General features: G+C 62.4%; 29 protein-coding genes and 1 tRNA gene. 21 read left to right on the top strand and 9 right to left on the bottom strand.

The window, feature by feature from the left end; genetic code table 11:
• Positions 1-53 precede the first annotated feature (53 nt).
• The 11 genes from ybgC (at position 54) to nadA (ending at position 8206) form a co-directional block, all read left to right on the top strand.
• Positions 54-506 carry a tol-pal system-associated acyl-CoA thioesterase gene (ybgC, locus tag ACODS1_RS11080; protein ID WP_489085689.1) on the top strand — a complete coding sequence of 151 codons (453 nt, stop codon included), beginning with the start codon at positions 54-56 and terminating at the stop codon, positions 504-506.
• Positions 507-508: 2 nt separating this feature from the next.
• A complete protein-coding gene (gene tolQ, locus ACODS1_RS11075) occupies positions 509-1204 on the top strand; it encodes a protein TolQ (protein ID WP_322978596.1) in 696 nt (231 codons plus the stop codon).
• Between the two features lie 15 nt (positions 1205-1219).
• The gene (gene tolR, locus ACODS1_RS11070; protein ID WP_013714447.1) at positions 1220-1672 is read left to right on the top strand and encodes a protein TolR; all 453 of its coding nucleotides are present in this window, start codon (positions 1220-1222) and stop codon (positions 1670-1672) included.
• Positions 1669-2661, top strand: coding sequence for a cell envelope integrity protein TolA (gene tolA, locus ACODS1_RS11065; RefSeq protein WP_489085750.1), 993 nt, complete (start codon positions 1669-1671; stop codon positions 2659-2661). The genes tolR and tolA overlap by 4 nt, the downstream gene beginning before the upstream one ends.
• Positions 2662-2666: 5 nt before the next feature.
• Complete coding sequence (gene tolB, locus ACODS1_RS11060) at positions 2667-3965, top strand: Tol-Pal system beta propeller repeat protein TolB (protein ID WP_322978595.1); 1299 nt, start codon at positions 2667-2669, stop codon at positions 3963-3965.
• Between the two features lie 53 nt (positions 3966-4018).
• Positions 4019-4516, top strand: a complete 498-nt coding sequence (gene pal / locus ACODS1_RS11055; RefSeq protein ID WP_322978594.1) for a peptidoglycan-associated lipoprotein Pal — start codon at positions 4019-4021, stop codon at positions 4514-4516.
• Between the two features lie 6 nt (positions 4517-4522).
• Positions 4523-5332 carry a tol-pal system protein YbgF gene (gene ybgF / locus ACODS1_RS11050; protein ID WP_489085688.1) on the top strand — a complete coding sequence of 270 codons (810 nt, stop codon included), beginning with the start codon at positions 4523-4525 and terminating at the stop codon, positions 5330-5332.
• A 227-nt stretch (positions 5333-5559) separates the two neighbouring features.
• Entirely contained in the window at positions 5560-6207 is a 648-nt protein-coding gene (queE, locus tag ACODS1_RS11045; protein ID WP_489085687.1) for a 7-carboxy-7-deazaguanine synthase QueE, read from the top strand.
• A 1-nt stretch (position 6208) separates the two neighbouring features.
• Positions 6209-6883: a 7-cyano-7-deazaguanine synthase QueC gene (gene queC / locus ACODS1_RS11040; RefSeq protein ID WP_489085686.1), complete on the top strand. Its 675-nt coding sequence runs from the start codon at positions 6209-6211 to the stop codon at positions 6881-6883.
• A gap of 58 nt (positions 6884-6941) precedes the next feature.
• A tRNA-Lys gene (locus tag ACODS1_RS11035) sits at positions 6942-7017 on the top strand.
• Between the two features lie 130 nt (positions 7018-7147).
• A complete protein-coding gene (gene nadA / locus ACODS1_RS11030) occupies positions 7148-8206 on the top strand; it encodes a quinolinate synthase NadA (RefSeq protein WP_322978590.1) in 1059 nt (352 codons plus the stop codon).
• A gap of 98 nt (positions 8207-8304) precedes the next feature.
• Here nadA and ACODS1_RS11025 read toward each other — a convergent pair whose 3' ends face one another.
• Both ACODS1_RS11025 and ACODS1_RS11020 read right to left on the bottom strand, forming a co-directional pair.
• Positions 8305-9378, bottom strand: a complete 1074-nt coding sequence (locus ACODS1_RS11025; protein WP_489085685.1) for an LOG family protein — start codon at positions 9376-9378, stop codon at positions 8305-8307.
• A 266-nt stretch (positions 9379-9644) separates the two neighbouring features.
• Entirely contained in the window at positions 9645-11048 is a 1404-nt protein-coding gene (locus tag ACODS1_RS11020; RefSeq protein ID WP_489085684.1) for an MBL fold metallo-hydrolase RNA specificity domain-containing protein, read from the bottom strand.
• A gap of 334 nt (positions 11049-11382) precedes the next feature.
• On the opposite strand from ACODS1_RS11020, the gene ACODS1_RS11015 reads away from it, so the two are divergent.
• Positions 11383-11574, top strand: a complete 192-nt coding sequence (locus tag ACODS1_RS11015) for a hypothetical protein (RefSeq protein WP_489085683.1) — start codon at positions 11383-11385, stop codon at positions 11572-11574.
• Positions 11575-11604: 30 nt separating this feature from the next.
• On the opposite strand, the gene ACODS1_RS11010 is transcribed toward ACODS1_RS11015, so the two are convergent.
• A complete protein-coding gene (locus ACODS1_RS11010; protein WP_489085682.1) occupies positions 11605-12006 on the bottom strand; it encodes a quorum-sensing-regulated virulence factor family protein in 402 nt (133 codons plus the stop codon).
• A 334-nt stretch (positions 12007-12340) separates the two neighbouring features.
• Between ACODS1_RS11010 and ACODS1_RS11005 the strand changes: the two genes are divergently transcribed.
• A complete protein-coding gene (locus ACODS1_RS11005; RefSeq protein WP_489085681.1) occupies positions 12341-14029 on the top strand; it encodes an OmpP1/FadL family transporter in 1689 nt (562 codons plus the stop codon).
• A gap of 54 nt (positions 14030-14083) precedes the next feature.
• Positions 14084-14818, top strand: a complete 735-nt coding sequence (locus ACODS1_RS11000) for a tRNA-uridine aminocarboxypropyltransferase (RefSeq protein ID WP_489085680.1) — start codon at positions 14084-14086, stop codon at positions 14816-14818.
• On the opposite strand, the gene ACODS1_RS10995 is transcribed toward ACODS1_RS11000, so the two are convergent.
• The gene (locus tag ACODS1_RS10995; protein ID WP_489085679.1) at positions 14778-15698 is read right to left on the bottom strand and encodes a DMT family transporter; all 921 of its coding nucleotides are present in this window, start codon (positions 15696-15698) and stop codon (positions 14778-14780) included. The two genes, ACODS1_RS11000 and ACODS1_RS10995, sit on opposite strands and share 41 nt — an antisense overlap.
• A gap of 190 nt (positions 15699-15888) precedes the next feature.
• Between ACODS1_RS10995 and erdR the strand changes: the two genes are divergently transcribed.
• Positions 15889-16536 carry a response regulator transcription factor ErdR gene (erdR, locus tag ACODS1_RS10990; RefSeq protein WP_489085678.1) on the top strand — a complete coding sequence of 216 codons (648 nt, stop codon included), beginning with the start codon at positions 15889-15891 and terminating at the stop codon, positions 16534-16536.
• A 154-nt stretch (positions 16537-16690) separates the two neighbouring features.
• Positions 16691-17056 (top strand): diacylglycerol kinase, encoded by a 366-nt coding sequence (locus ACODS1_RS10985; protein WP_489085677.1) that lies wholly within the window; start codon positions 16691-16693, stop codon positions 17054-17056.
• A gap of 3 nt (positions 17057-17059) precedes the next feature.
• Here ACODS1_RS10985 and ACODS1_RS10980 read toward each other — a convergent pair whose 3' ends face one another.
• Positions 17060-17986, bottom strand: a complete 927-nt coding sequence (locus tag ACODS1_RS10980) for a LysR family transcriptional regulator (RefSeq protein ID WP_489085676.1) — start codon at positions 17984-17986, stop codon at positions 17060-17062.
• Between the two features lie 115 nt (positions 17987-18101).
• On the opposite strand from ACODS1_RS10980, the gene fpr reads away from it, so the two are divergent.
• Positions 18102-18881 (top strand): ferredoxin-NADP reductase, encoded by a 780-nt coding sequence (fpr, locus tag ACODS1_RS10975; protein ID WP_322978579.1) that lies wholly within the window; start codon positions 18102-18104, stop codon positions 18879-18881.
• A 130-nt stretch (positions 18882-19011) separates the two neighbouring features.
• Here the strand turns inward: fpr and ACODS1_RS10970 are convergent, their stop codons facing one another.
• Genes ACODS1_RS10970 through ACODS1_RS10960 form a run of 3 tightly spaced genes read right to left on the bottom strand, consistent with a single transcriptional unit; the run spans position 19012 to position 21315 of the window.
• A complete protein-coding gene (locus ACODS1_RS10970) occupies positions 19012-19566 on the bottom strand; it encodes a peptidylprolyl isomerase (RefSeq protein WP_489085675.1) in 555 nt (184 codons plus the stop codon).
• Positions 19567-19571: 5 nt separating this feature from the next.
• Entirely contained in the window at positions 19572-20378 is an 807-nt protein-coding gene (locus tag ACODS1_RS10965) for an alpha/beta fold hydrolase (protein ID WP_489085674.1), read from the bottom strand.
• A gap of 10 nt (positions 20379-20388) precedes the next feature.
• Positions 20389-21315, bottom strand: coding sequence for a PA3225 family LysR-type transcriptional regulator (locus tag ACODS1_RS10960; protein ID WP_489085673.1), 927 nt, complete (start codon positions 21313-21315; stop codon positions 20389-20391).
• Between the two features lie 74 nt (positions 21316-21389).
• On the opposite strand from ACODS1_RS10960, the gene ACODS1_RS10955 reads away from it, so the two are divergent.
• The 4 genes from ACODS1_RS10955 to rarD all read left to right on the top strand — a co-directional run bounded on the left by ACODS1_RS10955 (position 21390) and on the right by rarD (position 24395).
• Positions 21390-21707 (top strand): 3-phosphoglycerate kinase, encoded by a 318-nt coding sequence (locus ACODS1_RS10955; protein WP_489085672.1) that lies wholly within the window; start codon positions 21390-21392, stop codon positions 21705-21707.
• A 135-nt stretch (positions 21708-21842) separates the two neighbouring features.
• Positions 21843-22442, top strand: a complete 600-nt coding sequence (locus tag ACODS1_RS10950; protein WP_489085671.1) for an FMN-dependent NADH-azoreductase — start codon at positions 21843-21845, stop codon at positions 22440-22442.
• Between the two features lie 202 nt (positions 22443-22644).
• A complete protein-coding gene (locus ACODS1_RS10945; RefSeq protein WP_489085670.1) occupies positions 22645-23505 on the top strand; it encodes a carboxylate/amino acid/amine transporter in 861 nt (286 codons plus the stop codon).
• Positions 23505-24395, top strand: coding sequence for an EamA family transporter RarD (rarD, locus tag ACODS1_RS10940; protein ID WP_489085669.1), 891 nt, complete (start codon positions 23505-23507; stop codon positions 24393-24395). Before ACODS1_RS10945 ends, rarD begins: the two co-directional genes overlap by 1 nt.
• Here rarD and ACODS1_RS10935 read toward each other — a convergent pair whose 3' ends face one another.
• Positions 24396-24974, bottom strand: a complete 579-nt coding sequence (locus tag ACODS1_RS10935) for a dihydrofolate reductase family protein (protein ID WP_489085668.1) — start codon at positions 24972-24974, stop codon at positions 24396-24398.
• Positions 24975-24999: the final 25 nt, after the last annotated feature.

Genomic DNA, 24999 nt, shown 5'->3' with positions numbered 1-24999 from the left:
CGAAAAAATTGTTACCAGCCCGGATTGGCAAGTCTCGGAGGCAGGACTAGAGTATGCGCGCGCAAAACGGAGTCCAGCCGTTCAGTCATCGCTGTCGGGTCTATTACGAAGACACTGATGCCGGTGGCATCGTCTACTACGTCAACTACCTCAAATTCATGGAGCGGGCTCGCACCGAGCGCCTGCGTGAGCTGGGTTATGCCCAGTCGACGCTTGCCGGTGAGGGCCTGTTATTCGTCGTGCATTCGGCCGAAGCGCGCTATCACGCGCCGGCACGTCTGGATGATGAGCTGGTGATCAGCGCCGATGTAATCGAATTGAACCGTGCCAGCCTGCGCTTTCGTCAACAGGTCAGGCGGGCTGCGGATGATGTACTGCTCTGTGAAGGGCAGTTCCTGGTGGCCTGTGTGCGCACCGAAAACTTGAAGCCCCGGGCCATTCCCGAGCCGATGCGTCATGCCTTCGCCGGATCGCAGATGCCGGATCAAATTGCAGCAGGAGAGTAAGCGTGGAAGCCAACGCCGTTGACCACATGTCGATGTGGAGTCTGATCAGCAACGCCAGCTTTGTGGTGCAGCTGGTGATGCTCACACTGGTGAGTGCATCGATCATTTCCTGGGTGATGATCTTTCAGCGCAGCAATGCCATACGCGCTGCCAAGCGCGCACTGGACAACTTCGAGGATCGCTTCTGGTCCGGTATCGACCTGTCCAAGCTCTATCGCCAGGCTGGCAGCAACCCGGATCCGGACTCGGGCCTGGAGCAGATCTTCCGTGCCGGCTTCAAGGAGTTCTCGCGCCTGCGTCAGCAGCCGGGTGTCGACCCGGATGCGGTCATGGACGGTGTCGCCCGTGCCATGCGCGTAGCCATCTCCCGCGAGGAAGAGAAGCTGGAAGCCGCACTGCCATTCCTGGCCACCGTCGGCTCCACCAGCCCCTACATCGGTCTGTTCGGTACCGTCTGGGGCATCATGAACTCTTTCCGTGGCCTGGCTCAGGTGCAGCAGGCCACTCTGGCCACCGTTGCTCCGGGTATCGCCGAAGCGCTGATCGCTACGGCCATTGGTCTGTTCGCCGCGATCCCGGCGGTCATTGCCTACAACCGCTTCTCCGCGCGTGGCGAGATGCTGATCGGTCGTTATTACACCTTCGCCGACGAGTTCCAGGCCATCCTGCACCGCAAAGTGCATACCTCGGACGAATAAGGCAGGGCTCAAGCCATGGCGAGAATTCGCAACAGACGCAAGCCGGTCGCCGAGATGAACGTGGTGCCCTACATCGATGTGATGTTGGTGCTGCTGGTCATCTTCATGGTTACCGCGCCGATGCTCAACCAGGGGGTCAAGGTCGACCTGCCCAAGGTCAGCAGCGAAGCGCTGCCGCAGGATAACGACGCCCAGGTGCTGACCATCTCCATCAAGGCCGACAAGACCTACTACTGGAACATGGGCAGCGAAGTGGACGTCGACACCGAGCAGGAACGTGCCTCCACGCTGGCGCAGATGACCCAGGCCGTCTCGGCGATCATTGCCGAGAATCGTCGTCAGGGTAAGAAGGTGCAGGTGTTCGTGCGCGGCGACAAATCGGTGGACTACGGCACCGTGATGGCGGCCATGGGCGGTCTGCAACAGGCCGACGTGGGTAACGTCGGATTGATTACCGAGGCTCCCTGATGCAGCAAACCGAGCGTCCGCAATCGGAAAGCTACTTCTGGCCCATCGTCTGGGCCGTGGGGTTGCACGTCCTGATGTTCGCCATGCTGTTCGTCAGCTTCGCCTTCTCGCCGGAACTGCCGCCGGCGCGTCCGGTGGTGCAGGCTACGCTGTACCAGCTCAAGTCGCAGAGTCAGGCCACCACCCAGACCACGCAGAAGATCGCCGGCGAAGCGCAGAAAACGTCCGCGCCGCAGTTCGAGAGCGAGCGTCTGGAGCAGAAGAAAGCCGAAGAACAGAAAGTCGCCGCGGCGAAAAAGGCCGAGGAACAAAAGAAAGCCGACGAGGCTCGAAAGGCCGAGCAGGCCAAAGCTGAAGCCGCCAAGGCCGAAGCCGCGAAGAAAGCCGAGGCAGAGAAAGCTGCCGAGCAGAAACGCCAGGCCGATATCGCCAAGAAGCGTGCCGAGGAAGAGGCGAAGAAGAAAGCCGCCGAAGACGCCAAGAAAAAGGCAGCCGAGGACGCGAAGAAGAAAGCGGCGGAAGAGGCCAAGAAGAAGGCTGCTGCCGAAGCGGCGAAGAAAAAAGCGGCTGAGGACGCCAAGAAGAAAGCCGAAGCGGCCAAGCGCAAGGCTGCCGAGGATCAGAAAGCAGCGGCCCTGGCCGACTTGCTGTCGGATAACGTGCAGAACCAGCAGGCACTGGCCGATACTCATGGCGATCAGGTAGCCGGTAGTCTCGATGATCTGATCATCAACCTGATCACCCAGAACTGGCAGCGTCCCATGTCGGCACGTCGTGGCATGAGCGTTGAGCTGCTGATTCAGATGTTGCCTGACGGTACCATCACCAACGCCAGCGTTTCGCGCTCCAGTGGCGATGCGCCGTTCGACAACTCGGCCGTGGCTGCGGTACGCAACGTGGGACGTATTCCCGAGATGCAGCAACTGGATCGTGCCACCTTCGACAGCCTTTACCGGCAGCGTCGCGTCATTTTCAAACCGGAGGATTGAGCTCTGTGAACAACCTGATTCGTATCGCCCTTTTGGGGCTGGTCATGCTGGTCGGCAGCGTCCAGGCGGCCGATCCGCTGGTCATTTCCCAAGGTGCCGACCGCGCCACGCCCATCGCCGTCGTGCCTTTCGGCTGGCAGGGTGGCAGCGTGCTGCCGCAGGACATGGCCGAAATCGTCGGTAATGACCTGCGTAACTCCGGCTACTTCGAGCCGATCCCGCGGCAGAACATGATCAGCCTGCCGACCCAGGCCAGCGAAGTCATCTACCGTGACTGGAAGGCCCTGGGTGCCCAGTACGTGCTGGTCGGCAGCGTCGTGCCCAATGGCGGCCGCCTGCAGGTGCAGTACGCGCTGTTCAACGTCGCCACCGAGCAACAGGTGATGACCGGTAACGTCGGGGGTGGCACTGACCAACTGCGTGACATGGCGCACCATATTTCCAACCAGGCGTTCGAGAAGCTCACCGGCGTCAAGGGTGCTTACTCCACCAAGCTGCTCTACGTGACGGCCGAGCGCTTTGGCACCAACAACACCCGCTACACCTTGCAGCGTTCCGACTACGACGGTGCGCGTGCCGTGACCCTGCTGCAGTCGCGTGAGCCGATCCTGTCGCCGTCGTTCGCACCTGATGGTCGTCGTATCGCCTATGTGTCGTTCGAACAGCGTCGTCCGCGCATCTTCGTCCAGCACATCGACACCGGTCGCCGTGAGCAGATCACCAATTTCGAGGGCCTCAACGGTGCACCGGCCTGGTCGCCGGATGGTTCGCGCCTGGCCTTCGTGCTGTCGAAAGACGGCAACCCGGAAATCTACGTGATGGATATGGCCAGCCGGCAGATGCGCCGCGTGACCAATCACTACGCCATCGATACCGAACCTTTCTGGGGCAAGGACGGTCAGACCCTGTACTTCACCTCGGATCGGGCAGGCAAACCGCAGATCTACAAGACCAACATCAATTCTGGTGCAGTCGAGCGCGTGACGTTCGTGGGCAACTACAACGCCAACCCGAAACTCTCGGCTGACGAGAAGATGCTGGTGATGATCCATCGCCAGGATGGTTTCACCGTGTTCAAGGTGGCGGCGCAAGACCTGGAAACCAACCGCCTGCGCATTCTTTCCGATACAAGTTTGGATGAGTCGCCCACTGTTGCGCCCAATGGCGCCATGCTAATCTACGCCACCCGCCAGCAGGGCCGGGGAGTCTTGATGTTGGCGTCCTCCAATGGACGCGTGAGGCTCCCTCTTCCTACCGCTCAAGGCGAAGTTCGAGAGCCTTCTTGGTCCCCTTACCTGAACTGATGCGGTGCTTCACCTTTTTGCTTAACACACTGGGGTTCATTAGGAGTTACATGATGGAAATGCTGAAATTCGGTAAGTTCGCTGCACTGTCCCTGGCTCTCGCCGTTGCTGTAGGTTGCTCCTCCAAAGGCGGTGACGCTGCTGGTGAAGGCGCGGTCGACCCGAACGCCGGCTACGGCGCCAACAGCGGCGCTGTTGACGGTAGCCTGAGCGAAGAAGCTGCTCTGCGCGCTATCACCACCTTCTACTTCGAGTACGACAGCTCCGACCTGAAGGCCGAAGCCATGCGCGCTCTGGACGTACACGCCAAGGACCTGAAAGCCAACGGCAACCGCGTTGTTCTGGAAGGCCACGCTGACGAGCGCGGTACCCGTGAGTACAACATGGCTCTGGGCGAGCGTCGTGCCAAGGCCGTTCAACGCTACCTGGTTCTGCAGGGCGTTTCCCCGGCTCAACTGGAACTGGTTTCCTACGGCGAAGAGCGTCCGGTTGCTACTGGCCACGACGAGCAGTCCTGGGCTCAGAACCGTCGCGTAGAGCTGCGCAAGTAATTTGCCATGCTTAAGTGCCTCCGTACTCTGACCCTTCTGACACTTGCCCTGCCGCTTGCGGCAATGGCGGAAGTTCCCGTAATGGATAGCAGCACCATGCAAGGTAGCAGCTATCCACCGGCGGGTTATGGTATGGCTGGCGCCTCCGCCGAAACAGGGGCGCAAGCCCCTGCTTCGGCGCAGGGCATGCTGTTCAACCAGCTCCAGCAGATGCAGCAGGAACTTGCGCAACTGCGTGGTATGGTCGAAGAGCAGCAGAATGAAATCCAGCGCCTCAAGCAGGAAGGCCTGGAGCGTTATCAGGATCTTGATCAACGTATTTCCGCCGGTGCAGCTGCCGGTGCTCCCGCTCAGAATTCTTCTGCCAATGGCGCGATCAACGCCGCTGGTACGCCGACGCCGCCCGCTGCCCAGCAGCAGGCCAGCGCCGAGCCGGGTGATCCGGCCAAGGAAAAGCTCTACTACGATGCCGCCTTCGACCTGATCAAGGCCAAGGACTTCGACAAGGCATCGCAGGCGTTCGCCGCTTTCCTCAATCGTTATCCCAGCAGTCAGTACGCGGGTAACGCCCAGTACTGGCTGGGTGAGGTCAATCTTGCCAAGGGTGATCTGCAGGCTGCCGGCCAGGCTTTTGCCAAGGTCAGTCAGGCGTATCCGAGCCACGCCAAGGTGCCGGATTCGCTGTTCAAGCTAGCCGATGTCGAGCGTCGTCTGGGTCATAACGACAAGGCGCGTGGCATCCTCCAGCAGGTGATTGCTCAGTTCCCAGGCAGCTCGGCCGCTCAACTGGCCCAGCGCGACCTGCAGCGTCTGTAAGCGATCACGTGTTACCCGAACCCGCGCCCTGGCGCGGGTTTTTCGTTTATGCCCGGCGTGCCGAGACGGCCAGGGCATCTTCCTTTAGAATGGGCGCCCGCGTCGTTAAAGGGGTTTCAGCTTCGCTGATGTCTCCGGAGGGCGCGGCTCCGTCATGCCGAACCACGGCATTGTTTTCCACGCAACGGAGGCGGATGGCCTGTTTCGTCATCACGCCCGTGGCTACCATGCAAGAAACCCTGCGTATCACCGAGATTTTCTACTCGTTGCAGGGGGAGACGCGTACTGCCGGCTTGCCGACGGTATTCGTGCGCCTGACCGGCTGCCCCCTGCGCTGTCAGTACTGTGACACTGCCTATGCCTTCAGCGGCGGTGAGATCGTCACGCTGGACAGCATCCTCGAACAGGTGGCCGTCTATCGGCCCCGTTATGTCTGCGTGACGGGCGGCGAGCCGCTGGCGCAGCCCAATTGCATTCCCCTGCTTGCCCGGCTGTGTGACGCCGGTTACGAGGTATCGCTGGAAACCAGCGGCGCGCTCGATGTTTCTGCCGTCGACTCGCGGGTGAGCAAGGTACTCGATCTGAAGACACCTGGCTCGGCCGAGGTGCAGCGCAATCGCTACGAGAACATTCCCTGGCTAACCCGTAACGATCAGGTCAAGTTCGTCATCTGCTCGCGTGAGGATTACGACTGGGCGGTCTCCAAGCTCATCGAATATGACCTGGCGGCGCGCGTCGACGAGGTGTTGTTCTCGCCCAGCCATAAGCAGGTCGACGCGCGTGCGCTGGCTGATTGGATCGTGACGGACAACCTGCCGGTACGCCTGCAATTGCAACTGCACAAGATTCTCTGGAACGACGATCCGGGACATTGATATGAGCGATAAGAAAGCGGTCATCCTCCTCTCCGGAGGGCTGGATTCGGCTACGGTGGTCGCCATGGCCAAGGCCGATGGCTACACCTGCTACAGCATGAGTTTCGATTATGGCCAGCGCCACCGCGCCGAATTGCAGGCTGCCGAACGCGTGGCGCAGCAGTTGGGCGTTATCGAGCACAAGGTCATTGGCCTCGATCTGAACGGCATGGGCGGCTCGGCCCTGACCGATACCAGCATCGCGGTACCGGAAACGCCGGGCGAGGGAATCCCGGTTACCTACGTGCCGGCGCGCAACACAGTGTTTCTTGCACTGGCGTTGGGGTGGGCGGAAGTGCTCGGCGCGCGCGATATCTTCATCGGCGTCAACGCGGTGGATTACTCGGGCTATCCCGATTGCCGGCCGGAGTTCGTCGAAGCCTTTGAGCGCATGGCCAACCTGGCGACCAAGGCGGGCGTGGAGGGGCAGGGGTTCACCATCCGTGCGCCGCTGCAGTACATGAGCAAGGGCGATATCATCCAGGCCGGCACGCGTCTGGGCGTGGATTACGCGCTGACCGTTTCCTGCTATCAGGCCGACAGCGATGGCCGTGCCTGTGGCAAGTGCGACAGCTGCCGCCTGCGCGCGGCCGGCTTTTTGGCTGCCGGCGTGGCCGATGCCACGCGCTATGTGTGAAAAAGTTTTCGCGGAGTGTTGATTTCCTGAATTAAATCAGTATCATGCGCCTCGCGTTGGGTCGTTAGCTCAGTTGGTAGAGCAGTTGGCTTTTAACCAATTGGTCGTAGGTTCGAATCCTACACGACCCACCAACATCGCAAAAAGCCAGTCGGAAGACTGGCTTTTTTTTGCCCGGAAAAAGCCCCGGAGCAGCCGTGTCATCGGCTGTGCAGGGCAGGTGTATACTCGCGGCTCGCCTACGAGCGCCACAGGTTGGATGACATGTCGCAGATTTCCGAACGCCTTCTGGTTCAGGCCCACCTCGATGCCAAGCAGCCCAAGCCGCTGACGGCTGAGGAAGAAGCTACGTATCGCCGCGAGATCGCTGCCGAGCTGAAAAAGCAGAACGCCGTGCTGGTGGCGCACTACTACTGTGACCCGGTGATTCAGGCGTTGGCCGAGGAAACCGGCGGTTGTGTCGCCGATTCTCTGGAAATGGCGCGCTTCGGCAACCAGCATCCGGCGCAGACCGTGGTGGTGGCGGGCGTGCGCTTCATGGGTGAGACGGCGAAGATCCTCAACCCGGAAAAACGCATCCTGATGCCGACGCTGGAGGCGACCTGTTCGCTGGATCTGGGCTGCCCGGTCGACGAATTTTCGGCTTTCTGCGACCAGCATCCCGAGCGCACCGTGGTGGTTTATGCCAACACTTCGGCAGCGGTGAAGGCGCGCGCCGATTGGGTGGTGACGTCCAGCTGCGCACTGGAGATCGTCGAGAGCCTGATGGACAACGGTGAGACGTTGATCTGGGCTCCGGACAAACACCTGGGCAATTACATCCAGCGCGAGACTGGCGCCGACATGCTGCTGTGGGATGGCGCCTGCATCGTGCATGAGGAGTTCAAGTCCAAGCAGTTGCTGGACATGAAGGCGCTCTACCCGGATGCCGCCATCCTCGTTCACCCCGAGTCGCCGCAGAATGTCGTCGAGCTGGCCGATGCCGTCGGCTCGACCAGCCAACTGATCAAGGCCGCGCAGACGCTGCCGAACTCCACCTTCATCGTTGCCACCGACCGGGGCATCTTCTACAAGATGCAGCAGCTGTGCCCGGACAAGACCTTCATCGAAGCCCCGACGGCGGGCAATGGCGCGGCCTGCCGTAGCTGCGCGCATTGCCCCTGGATGGCGATGAATACCCTGGAGCGCGTGCTGACCGGGCTGCGCGAAGGTTCCGGTGAGATCCATGTCGACCCAGCGTTGATCCCCAAGGCGATCAAGCCGCTCAAGCGCATGCTCGATTTCACCCAGGCCGCCAGGTTGAAAGTCGCCGGCAACGCCTGATCAGGCAGCGATTCGAACGAAGCCCAGCTCATGCTGGGCTTCTTGCTTTGTACGTCTGAGGTCGGCGTGGCAGTTCCCGGATTGCATCCGGGCCACGATCAACTGACCCAGTTTCCAGGCTCGTTGACGATATCGAGCAAGGCCCGCAGACGGCCATAGTCACGGCCGTTGAAGGTGAAGGCCAGGCGCGTCAGTTGGCACAGTTCGGGCTCGTCGCTTTCCTGCTCGCAATGGGGCTGCTGAGTGAAACCACCGCTCTTGCACAGCCCGCTGAATTCCTCGTCGAGTCGTGCCAGTGTCTGCTCGTTCAGCGGATGGTTGAGGCGAATGACGAAGCGATCCTTGAGCCAGCGGCTGGAGTGGAAGTTGCGGTAGAAGTGGACGATTTCTTCCACGGCCTCTTCAGCGCTGTAGACCAGGCGCATCAGGTTGAGGTCGGTGGGCAGGATATAACCGTTGCCTTCGAGCTGGCTGCGAATGAAGCCCAGAGCGCTTTCCCAATAGCTGCCGCCGGGCTGGTCGAGCAGCACGACCGGTACCAGTGGGCTTTTGCCGGTCTGGATCAGCGTCAGCACTTCCAGGGCTTCGTCGAGCGTGCCGAAACCTCCGGGGCAGAGCACCAGACCGTCGGCCTCCTTGACGAAGAACAGCTTGCGCAGGAAGAAGAAATGAAACGACAGCAGATGATGGCTGCCGCGCATGGTGGCGTTGGCCCGCTGCTCGAAGGGCAGGGTGATATTGAAGCCCAGACTGTTTTCCGGGCCAGAGCCCTCATGAGCCGCAGCCATGATGCCGCCGCCGGCTCCGGTAATCACCATCAGATCCCGACTTGCCAGCAGCGCCCCCAGTTCACGTGCCTGCTGGTAGAGCGGATGGGCGGCCGGCGTGCGGGCCGAGCCGAACACCGTTACCTTGCGGCGGCGCTTGAGCTGCTCGAGCACGCCGAAGGCCTGCTCCATTTCGCGCAGCGTCTGCAGCATGATCTTGGCGTCCCAGCGGTTGCGGTCGGCCTGTGCCATGCGGATCACGGTGGTGAGCATTTCCCGGTACAACGACAGGTTGGGGCTGTTGCTGGGCACGCTGAGATGGATCAGCTCGTCGAGCTTGCTGCTCAGGTCGACCTCGCTGGTCTGCACGTGGCGTGAGAGGTAGTCGTCCGGTTCGTAGGGCATGGAAACTCTCCTGTTCTGCGCGCCGGCACGCACGCATCGCGCGCGTGCCAGGGCCGGTTCCTTGATTATGGAGTGTCGCCAACGATGCCACAGCCAGGTTGTAGCCTGTTTTCGTAAGCGCGGCTTACAGGGCACCTCTAAAAACTAACTGCGTTGCCATCGCGGCGTTAAAACAGGCTCAAAATGCTCATTTACAGCTCGTAAACTGCGCTTTCTCGCCTGTTTTGCCTTGCGCTGGCTGCCTCGCTTACGTTTTTAGAAGTGCCCTACAGGGCGATCTGTTCGCCCGGCTCGGGGATGCTGGCGAGCCAGTTCAGGCGATCGTGCAACACCTGCTGCAAGGCCTGCATCTTTTCCAGTTCGCCATGCACTAGGTACAGCTCGGGGTGATGTTCGAACTGAGCGGCCCAGTCGAGCAGTTGCGACTGTCCGGCATGCGCGGAGAAACCGCCGAGGGTATGCACCTTGGCTTTAACCGCGATGCGCTGGTGCAGCACTTTCACCGTGTCGGCGCCATCGACGATGAGTCGACCGAGCGTGCCTTTGGCCTGGAAACCGGGAAATACCAGGTGGCAGTCCTCGCGCCAGAGGTTGTGCTTGAAGTGGTGGACGATGCGCCCACCATTGCACATGCCGGCACCGGCAATGATGATCGCGCCGCTCTTGACCCGGTTGATCGCCATGGACTCCTCGGCTGTCGGCGTGCAGCGCAGCACGGGCAACCAGTCTTCGACCCGCTTGATGTTTTTGGCGGCCAGCGCGGCCTGATCCTTGGCGGCGAACTGGTCGTGGTAGCGACTGTAGATGGCGTTCGCCCGGATCGCCATGGGGCTGTCGAGGAAGACCGCCTGTTGCGGCAGGCGGCCTTCCTGATAGAAACGGCCCAGGTAGTAGATCAGATCCTGGGTACGGCCGACAGCGAAGGAGGGGATCAGCACGTTGCCGCCATCGCGATGGGCCTGTTGCAGGATGTCGGCCAGCTCTTCGATGGTTTCTTCGCTGGGGCGATGATCGCGGTCGCCGTAGGTGGATTCCAGCATCAATACGTCGGCGTCATGCAGTTGTGCGGGGGCCTGCATCAGAGGGGAGCAGGTATTGCCGAGGTCGCCGGAAAACACCAGGCGCCGATGCAGGTGATGATCCTCTACGCACAGCTCGACGATGGCCGAGCCGAGAATGTGCCCGGCGTTATGGAAGGTCACCTGCACGCCCTTGGCGATTTCCACCGGCTCGCCATAACCGTGGCGCCGCGTCTGACTCAGAGCCTGCTCGGTGTTGGCGATGGTGTACAGGGGCTTGATGGCCGGTTTGCCCTGGCGGGCGCGCCATCGATTTTCCCACTCGGCGTCCTTTTCCTGGAGGAAGGCCGAGTCCAGCAGCATCAGTTCGAGCAGCTCGCAACTGGCTTCGGTGGCATGAATCGGCCCGCGATAACCCTCGGCGACCAGCCGCGGCAGCAGGCCGCTGTGGTCGAGGTGAGCGTGCGACAGCACCACGGCATCGAGGCTGCGAGGATCGAAGGGAAAAGCGCTGCGGTTCTGGCTCTCCTCCTCGCGGCGCCCCTGGTGCATGCCACATTCCAGCAGCACCCTGGCGCCTTCGCGGCTCTCCAGCAGATAGCAGGAGCCGGTGACCTGTTGAATCGCGCCGATGAAGGTAAGCAGGGCCATGGTTTGCTCCTTGTGCCGAATGTGTTTGCAGCATGCCGGTTTGCGCCTGTGGCGAACTTGATGCAGGTCAGACAGGCAGTCATTGCAGGGTAGTTGGCACAACTGTGACGCGATGCCGTTCGTCTGCGGAACTTGGGGGATGCCTGGCGTCTGATTTACTGGCAGAGAGTAGGTGTTTCCGTGACGCGCGCCAGCCAGATGTGCAGCGAGACAGAGGGGCGCAGCCGGCATGGGCAAGAGGCTCGGCCGGCTATCGTTGCTGCGTGTGCCGTTGCGTCGCGCCGCTGGAAACCCGACGGCCTGCATCGAGTATCGACGGAAGAGGAGGGCAGGTATGCCCAAGCTGATAATGGATGTGGATGAAGAGCTGTACCAGATGCTGCAGAAGGCGGCGCGCGTCAACCAGTCGAGCCTGGAGAGCGAGTGCCTGCGTCGTCTGCAGGGCGGCGTGCGCCGTTCGCGCTACATGGATGCCTTGCTGGCCGAGCTGCGCGCCGGTGATGCGCAGCGTCGTGCCAAGGGCTGATCGCGGTCGCCAGGCAGCCGCGAACCCGTCTTACAGACCGCAATCGCTGCGATCGAAGACCTCGGTGGTGATCGGCCGGTTGCTGCGGTATTCGCTGAACTGGTAACGCAACTGGGCGCCCTGGCTCAGCAACTGGCGGTAGCCGGGGTTGCGGCAAACGCTCGCCGCCAGCTGGCTTCTGACCGTGTCCGGGTTACCACGCATCTTCGCAGCATGCGCAGGGCGCACGCTGAGGTGGTTGATCAGGGTGTGACCCTCGACGGTGTAACCCTGATCGAGGATGTCTTCGTTGATGGCCCGCGGCGTGCCCACGCTGCTTTCCTGGGCCACCTTCTCCAGGGTTCGCGTCAATTCCATCTCCTTCAATGAGGCTGCCTGGGCCATCGGCAGGGCCAGACCGAGCGCGAGTGCGGGGAGAACGTAACGCAGCATGGGAAAACTCCTGAAAGCATGAACGTGAGTTGGACAGGGCGCGCCAGCGAATGTTCGGCGTGCGGCGGTGTTACCGATGGAGACATGCTTGCCTCTTGCCACCATTCGTCACCACGACCAAAGGCCGGGGATCATAGCTGGCGCACCGGCGTCCGAACTATGAGCCGCCTGGTTTAGGCCTCGCGCGCGCCCGATGGGCGCCTGCCTGGCTACTCCAGACGGATGACTCGCATGCCGCTCGTGGTTCCGCCGTCGCCAGCCAGACCTGCCTGAGATCTGCTGACGCCGCACCAGGACGCGAGCGGCGTTCAAGGCAGTGTGCAGGAGAATAACAATGACAATGCTCTCTCGGCGCTGGCCATCGCGTGTGATGGTCGGCAGTCTACTGGTTTTGCCCGTGGCGCAGATACAGGCATCCGGTTACCACTTCGGCTCCCAATCCGTCTCTGCGCAGGGCACCGCCCATGCCAACGGAGCTGAAGCCGCCGACCCTTCGACCATCTTCTACAACCCGGCCGGCATGACTCGCCTCAAGGGCACACAAATGACCTCCGGGCTGAGCATTCTGCTGCCCGATGGCGAGTACGAGGACAAGGGCAGCCGCGACGTGTTCGGTAATCCGGTATCGGGGGATGCCGGTGACTTCCTGCCGGATGTAGCGGGCGCGCCGAACTTCTATGTGTCCCGCCAGATCAACGACCAGGTGACCATTGGCCTGGGCATCTTCACGCCCTTCGGGGCCAAGCTCAATTACAAGGAAGACTGGGCCGGACGCTATGGCATCCAGTCTGCCAGCCTGGAAACCGTGACCTTCAACCCGAGCATCGCCTATCGCTTCAATGAGCATCACAGCATCGGTTTCGGCGTTTCGGCGCAGTACATCAAGTCGGTGCAGCGCGGCGCGGCGGATGTGAAGGGGGCTTCGCGGCAACTGGCGGGGCAATTCGTCAGCGCCAATCAGGATCTCACCGAGCTGGCGGCTTCACCGCTTGGGCAGACGGCCATTCCTCTGCTGTATGGCATTTCGGTTCCCACGGAAATCAGCAGCTGTGACGGCCAGTCTGGCGATGCGTTCGTCGACTGCGTGGCGAAGAATTTCGCCGACAACGTCCAGGGCGATGGCTATTTCCGGGTCAAGGGTGACGATTGGGGCTTTGGCTGGAACATCGGCTACATGTGGGAACCAACCGAATCGACGCGCTTCGGGGTGTCCTATCGGTCACATATCCGCCACACCCTGGAGGGTGAGACCAAATGGAGTTTCGCTGGTGTCACGGGAAGTGTGCCTTCTCCGGATACCGATCTGAGCGGCGGTATCGATCTGGGAATCATCACCCTGCCACCGGCCGATGCACTCGGCCAGGTGCTGGATCCGAGCAACTGGATCAATCCGGGGAATTTTGCCGCTACTCGCCTGCACCCAAATTCCACGGCCAAGACCGCCATCGATACCCCGGAAACCCTGTCGTTCAGTGCTTTTCACCAGCTCAACGACAAGGTGGCGCTGATGGCCGACCTGACCTTTACCCGCCATTCGCGGCTTGATGAGGTGCGTATCGGCATCGATCAGGTGGCCGGTTATCCGTATTTCAATGGGGTGACCGAGGGCGATCTGGCGGTCAAGCAGGACTGGAAGGACACCTACAAGATTTCCCTGGGCATGAACTACCAGTACAGCGACGATCTATTGCTGCGCACCGGGGTGGCCTATGACAAGTCACCGGTGAATTCGCCCGAGCTGCGCCATCCTGCCTTCCCCGATGCCGACCGTTATTGGCTGTCGCTGGGGGCCAACTACAAGGTCACGCCTGATACCTCGGTGGATCTGGCCTACAGCTTCGTGCAGTTCGCCACCGGCAAGATGGACTATCGCGACGCGTGTTCGCCTGCCGGCTGGGTACCGGGCAGTGGTGGTTTGTACGAGGACAGTGGTAAGCGCTGCACCGGCAACGGTGGCAACTACACGGGTGAATACCGCACCCGTATCCACTTCATAGGCCTGGCCCTGAATCACACGTTCTGAAGTCGTCTGGCAGGGGGTGCTAGACTTGCGCCCCCTTTGCCGGCCAGCCGCTTCATGACCCACAAGACCGTCTCCGATTCCCTGCATGCCGTTGCCCGCCTGCGCGCCGAACGCCTGGCGCGCAGCCTGAAACCCTTCATCGCGCGTGGCTCACGGGCCGAGCGCTGCCCGGCCTGCCGCATTCAGCCGGCGTACTGCCTGTGTGCCTGGCGGCCACAGGTTGCGGCGCAGTCGGGCATGTGCCTGGTCATGCATGACATCGAGGCGCTCAAACCGAGCAACACCGGCTGGCTGATCGCCGACGTGGTGCCCGACACCCACGCCTTCGGTTGGGCGCGTACCGAAGTGAACCCCGCCCTGCCAGCGTTGTTGGCCGAGCCGCAGTGGCAGCCTTATCTGGTCTTTCCCGGTGAATATGCCGGTGAGGCGCGGGTGGTCGAGGAGGTCAGCCTGGCGCCGGGCAAGCGGCCGCTGTTCGTGCTGCTCGATGCCACCTGGACCGAGGCGCGCAAGATGTTTCGCAAGAGCCCCTATCTGGATGCATTGCCGGTGCTCAGCTTCAAGCCCGAGCAGTTATCGCGCTATCGCCTTCGTCGCTCCACGCGCGGCGACCATTTGTGCACCGCCGAGGTAGCGGCGCTATGCCTGGAGCTGGCCGGCGACGCTCAGGCCAGTGCCGCGCTGGACGATTATCTGGATGCCTTCAGCCAGCATTACTTGGCTGCCAAGCGACGTCTGCCACTGGATCTCAGCGACGCGCTGCATCAGCGTCTGCTGGCGTATCGCTGATCAGGGCGGGCTTCGGCCACAGTTGCGCGATCAGCATGCCAGCGAACATCAGCGCGCAGCCCAGGTAACCGCGTGGCGCCAGCACCTCGTTCAGCAGCAGGGCGCCGGCGATGGCGGCGAATACCGCCTCCAGCGACAGGATGATCGCCGCGTGCGAGGCGATGGCATGCTGCTGTGCAACCACTTGCAGGGTGAAGCCGACCGCCACGCCCAGCAGGCCACCGTAGAGAATGGCGGGCGCCGCTTCGATCACGCCGTCCAGCGTCGCGTTTTCGAAACACAGGGCGAGGAACAGGCTGATCACCGCACAGGTGACGAACTGAATCAGCGCCAGGCGCAGCGGATCGTGACGGCTGGCGAAGAACCCAACCAATAGCACATGCACGCCCCAGACGAAGGCGCCGGTCAGTTGCAGCCAGTCGCCGGGCGCCACGCTGAAGCCATCGCCGACGCTGAGCAGGAACATGCCGACCACGGCCAGGCTGGCGCCCAGCCAGATACCCAGGCCGCTGCGCTGGCCGATGAACAGGCCGAGAATCGGCACCACGATCACGTATAGCCCGGTGATGAAACCGGAGTTGGTGACGCTGGTGAACAGCAGACCGACCTGTTGCAGGTTGATGCCCAGCGCGAGCACCACGCCCATGATCACCCCGCCGAGCAGCAAGCTGCGGGTGATCGGCTGCGGCACCTGTCGCTTGCCGCGCTGCAGCAGCGCCAATACGGGCAGCAAAGCCAGGCTGGCCAGGGCGAAACGCAGCCCGGTGTAGAGGAAGGGGCCGATATTGTCCATACCCAGACGCTGGGCTACGAAGGCACTGCCCCAGATCAGCGCGGTGAGCAGCATCAGCAGATCGGCGCGCAAGGCTTGGCTTTGCATGGATAGGCTCCTGGCACAAAGGCGCGCATCCTGCCGTAAAGCGCAGTGCTTGACCACCCTGCCACGTCTCGGCATGCTGAGCGCCGCTTTCGCTCCGCGAGGGGAACCGTAGTGCCGGATGCGCTACGCTGAGTAGGGGCGACCAGGGCGCTATCCAGGGCGTCGCTCATAAAAAGAACAGGATCTGCCAATGGCCGCTTACGAAATCCTGATTGCCGATGATCACCCGCTGTTCCGCAGTGCCCTGCATCAGGCACTGACCCTTGGGCTGGGGCCCGACGTGCGCCTGGTCGAAGCGGCCAGCATCGCTGAGCTTGAAGGCCGTCTGGCCGAGAAGGGCGACTGGGATCTGGTGCTGCTCGACCTCAACATGCCGGGAGCCTACGGCTTCTCCGGCCTGGTGCTGCTACGCGGCCAGTATCCGCAGATCCCGGTGGTGATGATCTCCGCGCAGGAAGAAGCCTCGGTGATCGTGCGCTCCCGGGAGTTCGGCGCCAGTGGCTTCATCCCCAAGTCCAGCCCGCTGGAAACCCTACAGGAAGCGGTGCGTCAGGTGCTCGACGGCGATACTTGGTGGCCGCCACTGTCCGAGGAAAGCACCCCGGTTTCCGAGGAAGCCAAGGCGGCCAGTGCCGGCCTGGCGAGCCTCACGCCCCAGCAATTCCGCGTGCTGACCATGGTCTGTGAAGGCCTGCTGAACAAGCAGATCGCCTATGAGCTGAGCGTGTCCGAAGCCACCGTCAAGGCGCATGTCACGGCCATTTTCCGCAAGCTGGGGGTGCGCACCCGTACCCAGGCGGCGCTGCTGTTGCAGCAGATGGAGTCGATCCCCGCGTAACTGCCATGCTGTCGGCGATCCGCTGCGTGGCGGTGCTGCTGCATTGCAAGTCAGCACCTTCCTACACCCGATTTGGCTTTGCAGCCGTCTCGTAGCTAGGTTCTCGCACGGCGGATGCAGTAAGCTGCGCGCCTCTTTCGAAGGGGCAAGGCGCATGTCCGAATTCAAAGGCCAGACTGGCCTGAAACGCATCCTCAACGCGGCGGGCTATTCGCTCGATGGCCTGCGTGCAGCCTTTCTCGGTGAGGCGGCTTTTCGTCAACTGGTTCTGCTGAATCTGGTGCTCATCCCCTCGGCCTTCCTGCTCGATGTCAGCCGCGGTGAACGTGCCTTGATGGTTGCGGTCTGCCTGCTGGCGCTGATCGTCGAGTTGCTCAACTCGGCCATCGAGGCCGCCATCGACCGTATCTCCCTGGAGCGCCATCCGCTGTCGAAGAACGCCAAGGACATGGGCAGCGCCGCCCAGTTCGTGGCGTTGGGCATGATCGCGACGGTCTGGGCGATGATTCTGCTCGGCTGAGCCTCAGACGATAGGCGGCAGGACGATCTGATCGCTGCGGCTGACGCCCGAGGTGAGGGCGCGGCATTGCTCAAGGAATTCGCGCATGGCGGCGGTCTGGTACTTCTGCCGGTGGCGGATGAAGTAGAACTGCCGACGCAGATCCAGTTCTGCGGTTTCCAGCGCCACCAGGCTGCCGCGACGGATGGCATCGCGCAGGGCCAGGCGCGAGATGCAGCCGATGCCCAGGCCGGATTCCACGGCGCGTTTGATCGCCTCGGTGTGTTCCAGTTCCAGGCGGATATTCAGCGAGCGCGGGTGGTGACGCATGGCCTGGTCGAAGGTCAGACGCGTGCCTGAACCCTGCTCGCGAAGGATCCAGGCCTCGTGGGTGAGTTCTTCCAGGCTGGCGCGGCCGCGTTGGGCGAGTGGATGCTGCGGTGCGCAGAACACCACCAGTTCGTCCTCCACCCAGGGCTCGACCTCGATGTCCGGGTGCTGGCAATCGCCCTCGATCAGGCCCAGATCCAGTTCGTAGTGGGCGACCTGCTGCACCACATGGGCGGTGTTGTGTACCTGCAGTTTTACCCGGCACTCGGGATGGTTCTGCATGAAGCTGCCGATCAGCAGAGTGGCCAGGTAGTTGCCCACCGTGAGTGTGGCGCCGACGTTGAGCGAGCCAAAACCACTCTTGCCGCCCAGCAGGCGCTCGATCTCCTTGGCCTGATCGAGCAGCGCCACCGCCTGCGGCAATAGCTGCCGGCCCAAGGCGTTGAGGGCCAGGCGTTTGCCGGCGCGGTCGAACAGTTGGCAGTCGGACTGGCGCTCCAGTTCGGTGAGCGAGGTACTGGTCGCCGACTGCGACAATGCGAGCGATTGCGCGGCGCGCGATACGCTTTCATGCTGCGCCACGGCGACGAATACCTGAAGTTGTCTGAGGGTAAATCGCATATCGATATAACCGATAACCTATATCTTGATAATCCACTTAACAGATATTGTTGCCGCGAATAGAATGCCGCGCAATCGCGCCCAAGGCGCCGTGTTTCTCGAGGAAATCATCATCATGAGCAATATGAACGTCGAGCGTGTGCTCAGCGTCCACCACTGGAACGACACCCTGTTCAGCTTCAAGTGCACCCGTGATCCGGGCCTGCGCTTCGAGAATGGTCAGTTCGTGATGATTGGTCTGCAGCAGGAAAACGGTCGCCCGCTGATGCGTGCCTACTCCATCGCCAGCCCGAACTGGGAAGAGCATCTGGAGTTCTTCAGCATCAAGGTGCCGGACGGCCCGCTGACCTCGCAGCTGCAGCACCTCAAGGAAGGCGACGAGATCATTATCAGCAAGAAGCCCACCGGCACGCTGGTACTCGACGACCTCAACCCCGGCAAGCACCTCTACCTGCTCAGCACCGGCACTGGCCTGGCGCCGTTCATGAGTGTGATCCAGGATCCGGAAACCTACGAGCGTTTCGAGAAGGTCATCCTGGTGCACGGCGTGCGCTACGTGAACGAAGTGGCCTACCGTGAGTTCATCACCGAGCACCTGCCGCAGAACGAGTTCTTCGGCGAGGCGCTGAAAGAGAAGCTGATCTACTACCCGACCGTGACCCGTGAGCCGTTCGAGAATCAGGGCCGTCTGACCGACCTGATGCGCAGCGGCAAGCTGTTCGCCGACATCGGCCTGCCGCCGATCAACCCGCAGGACGACCGCGCCATGATCTGCGGCAGCCCGAGCATGCTCGACGAGACCAGCGAAGTGCTCGACAGCTTCGGTCTGAAGATCTCCCCGCGCATGCGTGAGCCGGGTGATTACCTGATCGAGCGCGCCTTCGTCGAGAAGTAAGGCAGCCCTGAAACGACAAAGCCGCCCAATGGGCGGCTTTGTCGTTCTTGCAGGAGCGAATTTATTCGCGAAAGGGGCTGGCATGGCGCTCTACCCAACGCGAATGAATTCGCTCCTGCACGGCATGGCCTTACAGACGCTTGGCGTCGATGATCAGCACCGGCTCGCGCGGCACGTTCTGGTACATGCCGCGGTTGCTGGTAGGCGTTTGGGCGATCTTGTCGACCACGTCCATGCCGCGGGTCACCTTGCCGAACACGGCATAGCCGAAGTCGCGCGAGCCGTGGTCGAGGAAGGCATTGTCCTTGTGGTTGATGAAGAACTGGCTGGTGGCCGAGTCGCGTGCCTGGGTACGGGCCATGGCCAGGGTGCCGCGCACGTTGTGCAAGCCGTTATCGGCTTCGTTCTTGATCGGTGCGTCGGTGTCCTTCTGGCGCATGTCGGCATCGAAGCCGCCGCCCTGAACCATGAAACCGGGAATCACGCGGTGGAACTGGGTGCCGTTGTAGAAGCCACTGTCGACGTACTTGAGGAAGTTCTGCGTGCTGATCGGCGCCTTGTCGGCGTCCAGTTCCACTTCGATTTGCCCGAGGCTGGTGGTCAGCAGCACTTTGGGATTTTCCGCCGCCAACAGGCTTGAGGACAGCAGCAGGGTGCAGGCAGCGAAGGCGAGTTGCTTGAGCATGATGGTTATCTTTCCTTGTTGGCGGTGCCGTCGACTTCGCCGAGGAAGTCGAGCAGGACGGTGTTGAAGCGTTGGGGTTGATCCAGGGGTGTGGCGTGCCGTGAATTGTCGATCACTTGCAGGCGCGCGTCGGGGAGTTCCGTCACATAGGCCTGCTTGTGTTCGATCGGGGTGTAGTCGCGGTCGGCGCTGATGACCAGCGTAGGACAGGTAATGCGTTGCAGGCGTTCCCGCACGCCCCAGCCGATGATGGCATCCAGGCTGGCCAGGTAGGCGCGCTTGTCGTTGCGCGGCCAGCGCTGCTCCACCTTGTGCCGCAGTTCGGCCTGTTCGGGCCGGGGAAACAGCAGTTTGCCCAGGGCCTTGGCCAGGGTTTCCAGCGGCAGCAGGCGCGCCAGCAGCCAGCGCTTGGCAATCTCCAGGCGCTCACCCAGGTTGTGTGCCTTCACTTCCGGTGCGCTGTTGACGATGGTCAGGCTGCGCAGCAGGTGGGGTTGGTCGACCCCGAGTTGAAAGCCGATCATGCCGCCCATGGAAATGCCCACCAGATGCACGGGCGGCAGTTGCAGATGCTCGATCAGTGCGGCGACGTCGTCAGCGAAGTCGATCATGCGATAGCGCTCGCGTGGCTTGTCGGAGCGACCATGGCCGCGTACATCCAGCGCCAGCACGCGGTAGTGCGCGCTCAGCGCGGGAATCTGGAATTCCCAGTCCAGGGTGCTGGAGCCCAGGCCGTGGATCAGCAGCACCGGCGTGCCATGCCCGTAGTCCTCGTAGTGCAACTGACAGCCGTCGTTGTCGAAGTAGGGCATGGCTTGTGTCTCAGTTGGGCGACTGCGGTGCGGCGAAGGGCATGGCAAGGGGCGCGCAGTCGAAGTTCTTGATCAGTTCGATGAGGATCTGCGTGGCCGGGCCGAGTACGCGATCCTTGTTGCTGTAGAGGAAGAAGCGCGGCTTGCGGATCCCGCCCTGGGCCAGCGGCAGCGGTTTGAGCAGCCCTTCCTGCAGCTCCCGGACGATCAGGTGGCGCGGCAGCCAGGCGAAGCCCAGGCCGCTGCTGACGAAGGTGCGAGCAGTCGGCAGGCTGCCGACCGTCCAGCGCTGTTCCGCGCCGAGCCAGCCGGCGTCGCGCGGTTGCAGTCGACCGCTGTCGCGGGTGACCACCTGCATCTGGCCTTCCAGATCCTGGAAGCTCAGCTCGCGTTGCATACGGTGCAGAGGGTGCTCCGGGTTGGCGACGGCGACGAACTCCACCTCGCTCAACTCGATGCCCAGATGACCGGTGATGTTCAGCGCGCTGATGGCCAGGTCGGCGGTGCCTTCGAGCAGCACTTCCTCGACCCCGGACAACACCTCCTCGCGCAGGCGCACGCGGCAACCCCGGCTTTGTGGCATGAATGCCGACAGGGCGCGCACGAGATTGGCGGTGGGGTAGGCGGCGTCCACCACCAGGCGTACCTCGGCTTCCCACCCTTGCTCCATGTGATGGGCCAAATCCTCCAACTGACCAGCCTGCTTGACCAGTTGCCGCGAGCGGCGCAGCAACACGTCGCCGGCCTCGGTGAGCACGGCCTTGCGCCCGTCGATGCGCAGCAGCGGCACGCCCAGCTGTTCCTGCATGCGTGCCACGGTATAGCTGACCGAGGACTGCGAGCGGTGCAGCACTTCGGCAGCCTGGGCGAAGCCGCCCTGATCCACCACGGCCTGCAGCGTGCGCCATTGATCCAGGGTTACGCGAGGAGCTTTCATCACATCATCCTGCTGCCGGCTGTCATCGCCAGCGCTATCGACCTAAACTGGCGCTTCCCGACGGAGAGCACCCTATGAAAAGAACACGCTATCTGCTGTTGCTGGCCTGCCTGCCGCTTGGCGCCCATGCCTACCCGATCGAACTGGAGAAGCAGCTCAATGGCGCCGAGGTATCTGCCACCACCCAGGATATCGACCACAACATGGCGGGGCTGATGCTCTACAACTATGGCCAGCGCGATGCCGAATGTAAGGCGGTCTTCCGCAACGGGCCGGAAGCGCCACGTACTCGTCGCTCGGCGCTGGCAGCAGGTGCCAGCAACAACATGACGGTGAAGTTCACCCGCAGCGTCATTCGCCTGCGCATCGACCTCACCTGCAATCCCAAGTGATCAGAGGCTAGCGCTGCATTTTCGATAAATCAACTTAGTCGATATATGTAAGCGGATATTTGCGCTTTTTCATCGATAAGAGTGAGCATAACCTCTGCTCCATCGACACACATTCACTTCGATGGAGTCTCCCCCATGTCCCGCGTTCTGGTTATCGAAAGCAGTGCCCGCCAACAAGGCTCGGTGTCCCGCGAGCTGACCCAGCAATTCATCGCCAACTGGAAAGCAGCCAATCCGGCTGATCAGATCCAGGTTCGCGATGTCGCTGCCAATCCGCTGCCGCATCTGGATCTGACCCTGCTGGGTGGCTGGATGACTCCGGCTGAGCAGCAGAGCGAGGCGGAGAAAGCTGCCCTGGTACGTTCCAATGAGCTGACCGATGAACTGCTCGCTGCCGACGTGCTGGTACTGGCTGCACCGATGTACAACTTCGCCATTCCCAGCACCCTGAAGGCCTGGCTCGACCATGTGCTGCGTGCGGGTGTCACCTTCAAGTACACCGAGACTGGCCCGCAAGGCCTGCTGACCGGCAAGCGCGCCATCGTGCTGACCGCACGCGGCGGTATCTACGCCGGTAGCGCGCTGGATCACCAGGAACCCTATCTGCGTCAGGCGCTGGCCTTCATCGGCATTCACGACGTGCAGTTCATCCATGCCGAAGGCATGAACATGGGCGGCGAGTTCGTGGAAAAGGGCCTGGCCCAGGCCAAGGCCAAGCTGGCCGAACTGGCCTGATTTCGTCTTCACTCTCCTGTGCGCCCCTAGCGGGCGGTTGTACCGGCCATCCCCTTGGGATGGCCGGTTTTTTATGTGGCGCTCGCGCTCGCTGAGCAGTGGCGTGACGGTCGCTGGGCTGTACGCTCGATTGCGTCGGCAACTGTAGATTGTCCGGCCCTGGCGAACGCGCTAAGGTCGCCGCCTTCTTCCGGAGGTGGCCGTGCGATACCTGTTGATTGTGACCCTGCTGTGGGCGTTCTCCTTCAGCCTGATCGGCGAATACCTGGCCGGTCGGGTCGACAGCTATTTCGCCGTGCTCACGCGCATCGTCATCGCCGGCCTGCTGTTCGTGCCACTGACGCGCTGGCGTGGGCAGGCCCCGGCCTTCGTACGCGGCATGCTGCTGATCGGTGCGCTGCAGTTCGGCATCACCTATGTGTGCCTGTACCAGAGCTTCTCGGTGCTCAGTGTGCCGGAGGTGTTGCTGTTCACCATCCTCACGCCCTTGCATGTCACGCTGATCGAGGATGCACTCAACCGGCGTTTCAATCCCTGGGCGCTGGTCGCGGCAGCCGTGGCCGTGCTGGGGGCGGCGATCATCCGTTACGACGGTATCAGCCCGGGTTTTTTGTTCGGCTTCCTGCTATTGCAGTTGGCCAATTTCACCTTCGCCGCTGGCCAGGTGCTGTACAAGCACCTGCTGTTGCGCCACCCGAGTGACGAGCCGCAGTACCGGCGTTTCGGTTTCTTCTACGTGGGTGCCTTGCTGATCGCCTTGCCGGCCTTCCTGCTGTTGAGCAATACCGAGCGCATGCCGGCCACGCCCCTGCAGTGGGGTGTGCTCGGTTGGTTGGGGGTGATGGCTTCCGGGCTCGGGCTGTACTGGTGGAACAAGGGCGCCAGCCTGGTCGATGGTGGCACCCTGGCGGTGATGAACAATGCCCTGGTGCCTGCTGGCCTGCTGGTCAATCTGCTGATCTGGAATCACGACGCTGATTTGCTGCGTCTGGCCTTGGGCGGCGCTGTGATCGCGGCGTCGCTGCCGTTGGCTCGCATCGGTCGCAGACAGAGGGCCGTCTGATGCACCTGTCCGGACGCGGTGTGGCGCTCTCGGTCGGCGCTTCCGTGCTGTTTGCGGTGATGCCCGGCTACGTGCAATGGCTGGCGCCACTCGATGGTGTACAGATATTCGCCCAGCGTGTGCTCTGGTCGATCCCTTTGGTCTTGCTGTTGGTGCTGCTGACCCGGCAGACCTCGTTGTTGCGCGGGACCTTCGGCCGTCTGCGCCGTGAGCCGTTGCTGCTCGCCGCCTGCCCGCTGGCAGCGGCACTGATCGGCGTGCAGTGGGGGCTGTTCCTCTGGGCTCCCCTGGCTGGGCGCATGCTGGAGGTGTCCATGGGCTACTTCCTGCTGCCGCTGGCGTTGGTGCTGACTGGTCGGCTGTTCTACGGCGAGCGCTTGCGCCCGTTGCAGCGCCTGGCCGTGACCTGCGCGATCCTCGGCGTGCTGCACGAGCTCTGGCGCACCCAGGCGTTCTCCTGGCTGACGCTGATCACTGCGCTGGGCTACCCGCCTTACATGATGCTGCGCCGCTGGATGCGCCTGGATGCGCTGTCCGGTTTCGTGCTGGAGATGCTGATTCTGGCACCCCTGGCGATCTGGCTGATCATCGCCTACGGGCCGCCCGATGCGTTCGCCAACAAGCCGCAGCTCTGGTGGCTGGTGCCGGGCATGGCGCTGATCGGCACGCTGGCGTTCGCGTCGATGATGGCGTCGAGCCGATTGTTGCCGCTGGGGCTGTTCGGCATCCTCAGCTATGTCGAACCGGTGCTGCTGTTCGCCGTGGCGTTGCTGGTGCTGGGCGAAACCTTCGACGCTGCGCAGTGGCTGACCTACGTGCCGATCTGGCTGGCGGTGCTGCTGGTCGGTTGGGACAGTGCGAGGTTGCTGCACAAGCAGCGCGAGCGCTGATCAGGCGGCGTTGTGGCGTGATTCCGGGAGGGGCAGGGCTGCTTCCTGTTGGTTCAGCACTCGATAGTGCATCTGCAGCGTGCCGTTGTTGAAGCGCCGCTGGTCACTGAGCTGCAGGTTACGCTCGAGCCCGGTCGCGAACAGCCTGATACCGGCGCCAAGCAGGTGGGGCGCCAGGTTGATCACGATTTCGTCGATCAGGCCGGCGGCATAGCAGGTGCCGGCCAGCGAGCCGCCGCCGACCAGCCAGGTGCGCTGAAAGCCGGCTTCACGCAAGGCCGCGACCGCCTGTGCCGGCGTGCAGTGGGTCAGTTGGATGTCGCTCGAGGCCCGTGGCAGGTCGGAGCGGGTCAGCACCACGCAGGGCTTGCCCGGGTAGGGCCAGGGGCCACCCTTGGCCAGCAGCGCCTCGTAGGTCATGCGGCCCATCAGCAGCGAATCGATAGCGGCGTAGAAGTACTGGAAACTGTACTCCTCATCCGCCTGGCGCTCGGCGTCGAACCAGTCGAGGCGGCCGTCCGGGCGGGCGATGTAGCCATCGAGACTGGACGTCACGTGGTAGATCAGGGAAGGGCTCATCATGCCTCCACAGCGGGCAGTGTGC

The organism is Pseudomonas sp. FG29, assembly GCF_057809355.1.
The sequence above is the reverse complement of the archived record's forward strand: the minus strand, read 5'-3'. Positions and strand labels throughout refer to the sequence as shown.

What these genes read in the sequence shown, in the direction of transcription:
- rarD (WP_489085669.1), top strand. Translation starts at nt 23,505, where the DNA reads ATGCACCTGTCCGGACGCGGTGTGGCGCTCTCGGTCGGCGCTTCCGTG.
- ACODS1_RS10970 (WP_489085675.1), bottom strand. Translation starts at nt 19,566, where the DNA reads ATGCTCAAGCAACTCGCCTTCGCTGCCTGCACCCTGCTGCTGTCCTCA.
- erdR (WP_489085678.1), top strand. Translation starts at nt 15,889, where the DNA reads ATGGCCGCTTACGAAATCCTGATTGCCGATGATCACCCGCTGTTCCGC.
- ACODS1_RS11005 (WP_489085681.1), top strand. Translation starts at nt 12,341, where the DNA reads ATGACAATGCTCTCTCGGCGCTGGCCATCGCGTGTGATGGTCGGCAGT.
- queE (WP_489085687.1), top strand. Translation starts at nt 5,560, where the DNA reads ATGCAAGAAACCCTGCGTATCACCGAGATTTTCTACTCGTTGCAGGGG.
- ACODS1_RS10980 (WP_489085676.1), bottom strand. Translation starts at nt 17,986, where the DNA reads ATGCGATTTACCCTCAGACAACTTCAGGTATTCGTCGCCGTGGCGCAG.
- ACODS1_RS10955 (WP_489085672.1), top strand. Translation starts at nt 21,390, where the DNA reads ATGAAAAGAACACGCTATCTGCTGTTGCTGGCCTGCCTGCCGCTTGGC.
- fpr (WP_322978579.1), top strand. Translation starts at nt 18,102, where the DNA reads ATGAGCAATATGAACGTCGAGCGTGTGCTCAGCGTCCACCACTGGAAC.
- ACODS1_RS10950 (WP_489085671.1), top strand. Translation starts at nt 21,843, where the DNA reads ATGTCCCGCGTTCTGGTTATCGAAAGCAGTGCCCGCCAACAAGGCTCG.
- queC (WP_489085686.1), top strand. Translation starts at nt 6,209, where the DNA reads ATGAGCGATAAGAAAGCGGTCATCCTCCTCTCCGGAGGGCTGGATTCG.
- ACODS1_RS10960 (WP_489085673.1), bottom strand. Translation starts at nt 21,315, where the DNA reads ATGAAAGCTCCTCGCGTAACCCTGGATCAATGGCGCACGCTGCAGGCC.
- ybgF (WP_489085688.1), top strand. Translation starts at nt 4,523, where the DNA reads ATGCTTAAGTGCCTCCGTACTCTGACCCTTCTGACACTTGCCCTGCCG.
- ACODS1_RS11015 (WP_489085683.1), top strand. Translation starts at nt 11,383, where the DNA reads ATGCCCAAGCTGATAATGGATGTGGATGAAGAGCTGTACCAGATGCTG.
- nadA (WP_322978590.1), top strand. Translation starts at nt 7,148, where the DNA reads ATGTCGCAGATTTCCGAACGCCTTCTGGTTCAGGCCCACCTCGATGCC.
- ybgC (WP_489085689.1), top strand. Translation starts at nt 54, where the DNA reads ATGCGCGCGCAAAACGGAGTCCAGCCGTTCAGTCATCGCTGTCGGGTC.
- ACODS1_RS11010 (WP_489085682.1), bottom strand. Translation starts at nt 12,006, where the DNA reads ATGCTGCGTTACGTTCTCCCCGCACTCGCGCTCGGTCTGGCCCTGCCG.
- pal (WP_322978594.1), top strand. Translation starts at nt 4,019, where the DNA reads ATGGAAATGCTGAAATTCGGTAAGTTCGCTGCACTGTCCCTGGCTCTC.
- ACODS1_RS10995 (WP_489085679.1), bottom strand. Translation starts at nt 15,698, where the DNA reads ATGCAAAGCCAAGCCTTGCGCGCCGATCTGCTGATGCTGCTCACCGCG.
- ACODS1_RS10935 (WP_489085668.1), bottom strand. Translation starts at nt 24,974, where the DNA reads ATGAGCCCTTCCCTGATCTACCACGTGACGTCCAGTCTCGATGGCTAC.
- ACODS1_RS11000 (WP_489085680.1), top strand. Translation starts at nt 14,084, where the DNA reads ATGACCCACAAGACCGTCTCCGATTCCCTGCATGCCGTTGCCCGCCTG.
- ACODS1_RS11025 (WP_489085685.1), bottom strand. Translation starts at nt 9,378, where the DNA reads ATGCCCTACGAACCGGACGACTACCTCTCACGCCACGTGCAGACCAGC.
- tolR (WP_013714447.1), top strand. Translation starts at nt 1,220, where the DNA reads ATGGCGAGAATTCGCAACAGACGCAAGCCGGTCGCCGAGATGAACGTG.
- ACODS1_RS10965 (WP_489085674.1), bottom strand. Translation starts at nt 20,378, where the DNA reads ATGCCCTACTTCGACAACGACGGCTGTCAGTTGCACTACGAGGACTAC.
- ACODS1_RS10985 (WP_489085677.1), top strand. Translation starts at nt 16,691, where the DNA reads ATGTCCGAATTCAAAGGCCAGACTGGCCTGAAACGCATCCTCAACGCG.
- ACODS1_RS11020 (WP_489085684.1), bottom strand. Translation starts at nt 11,048, where the DNA reads ATGGCCCTGCTTACCTTCATCGGCGCGATTCAACAGGTCACCGGCTCC.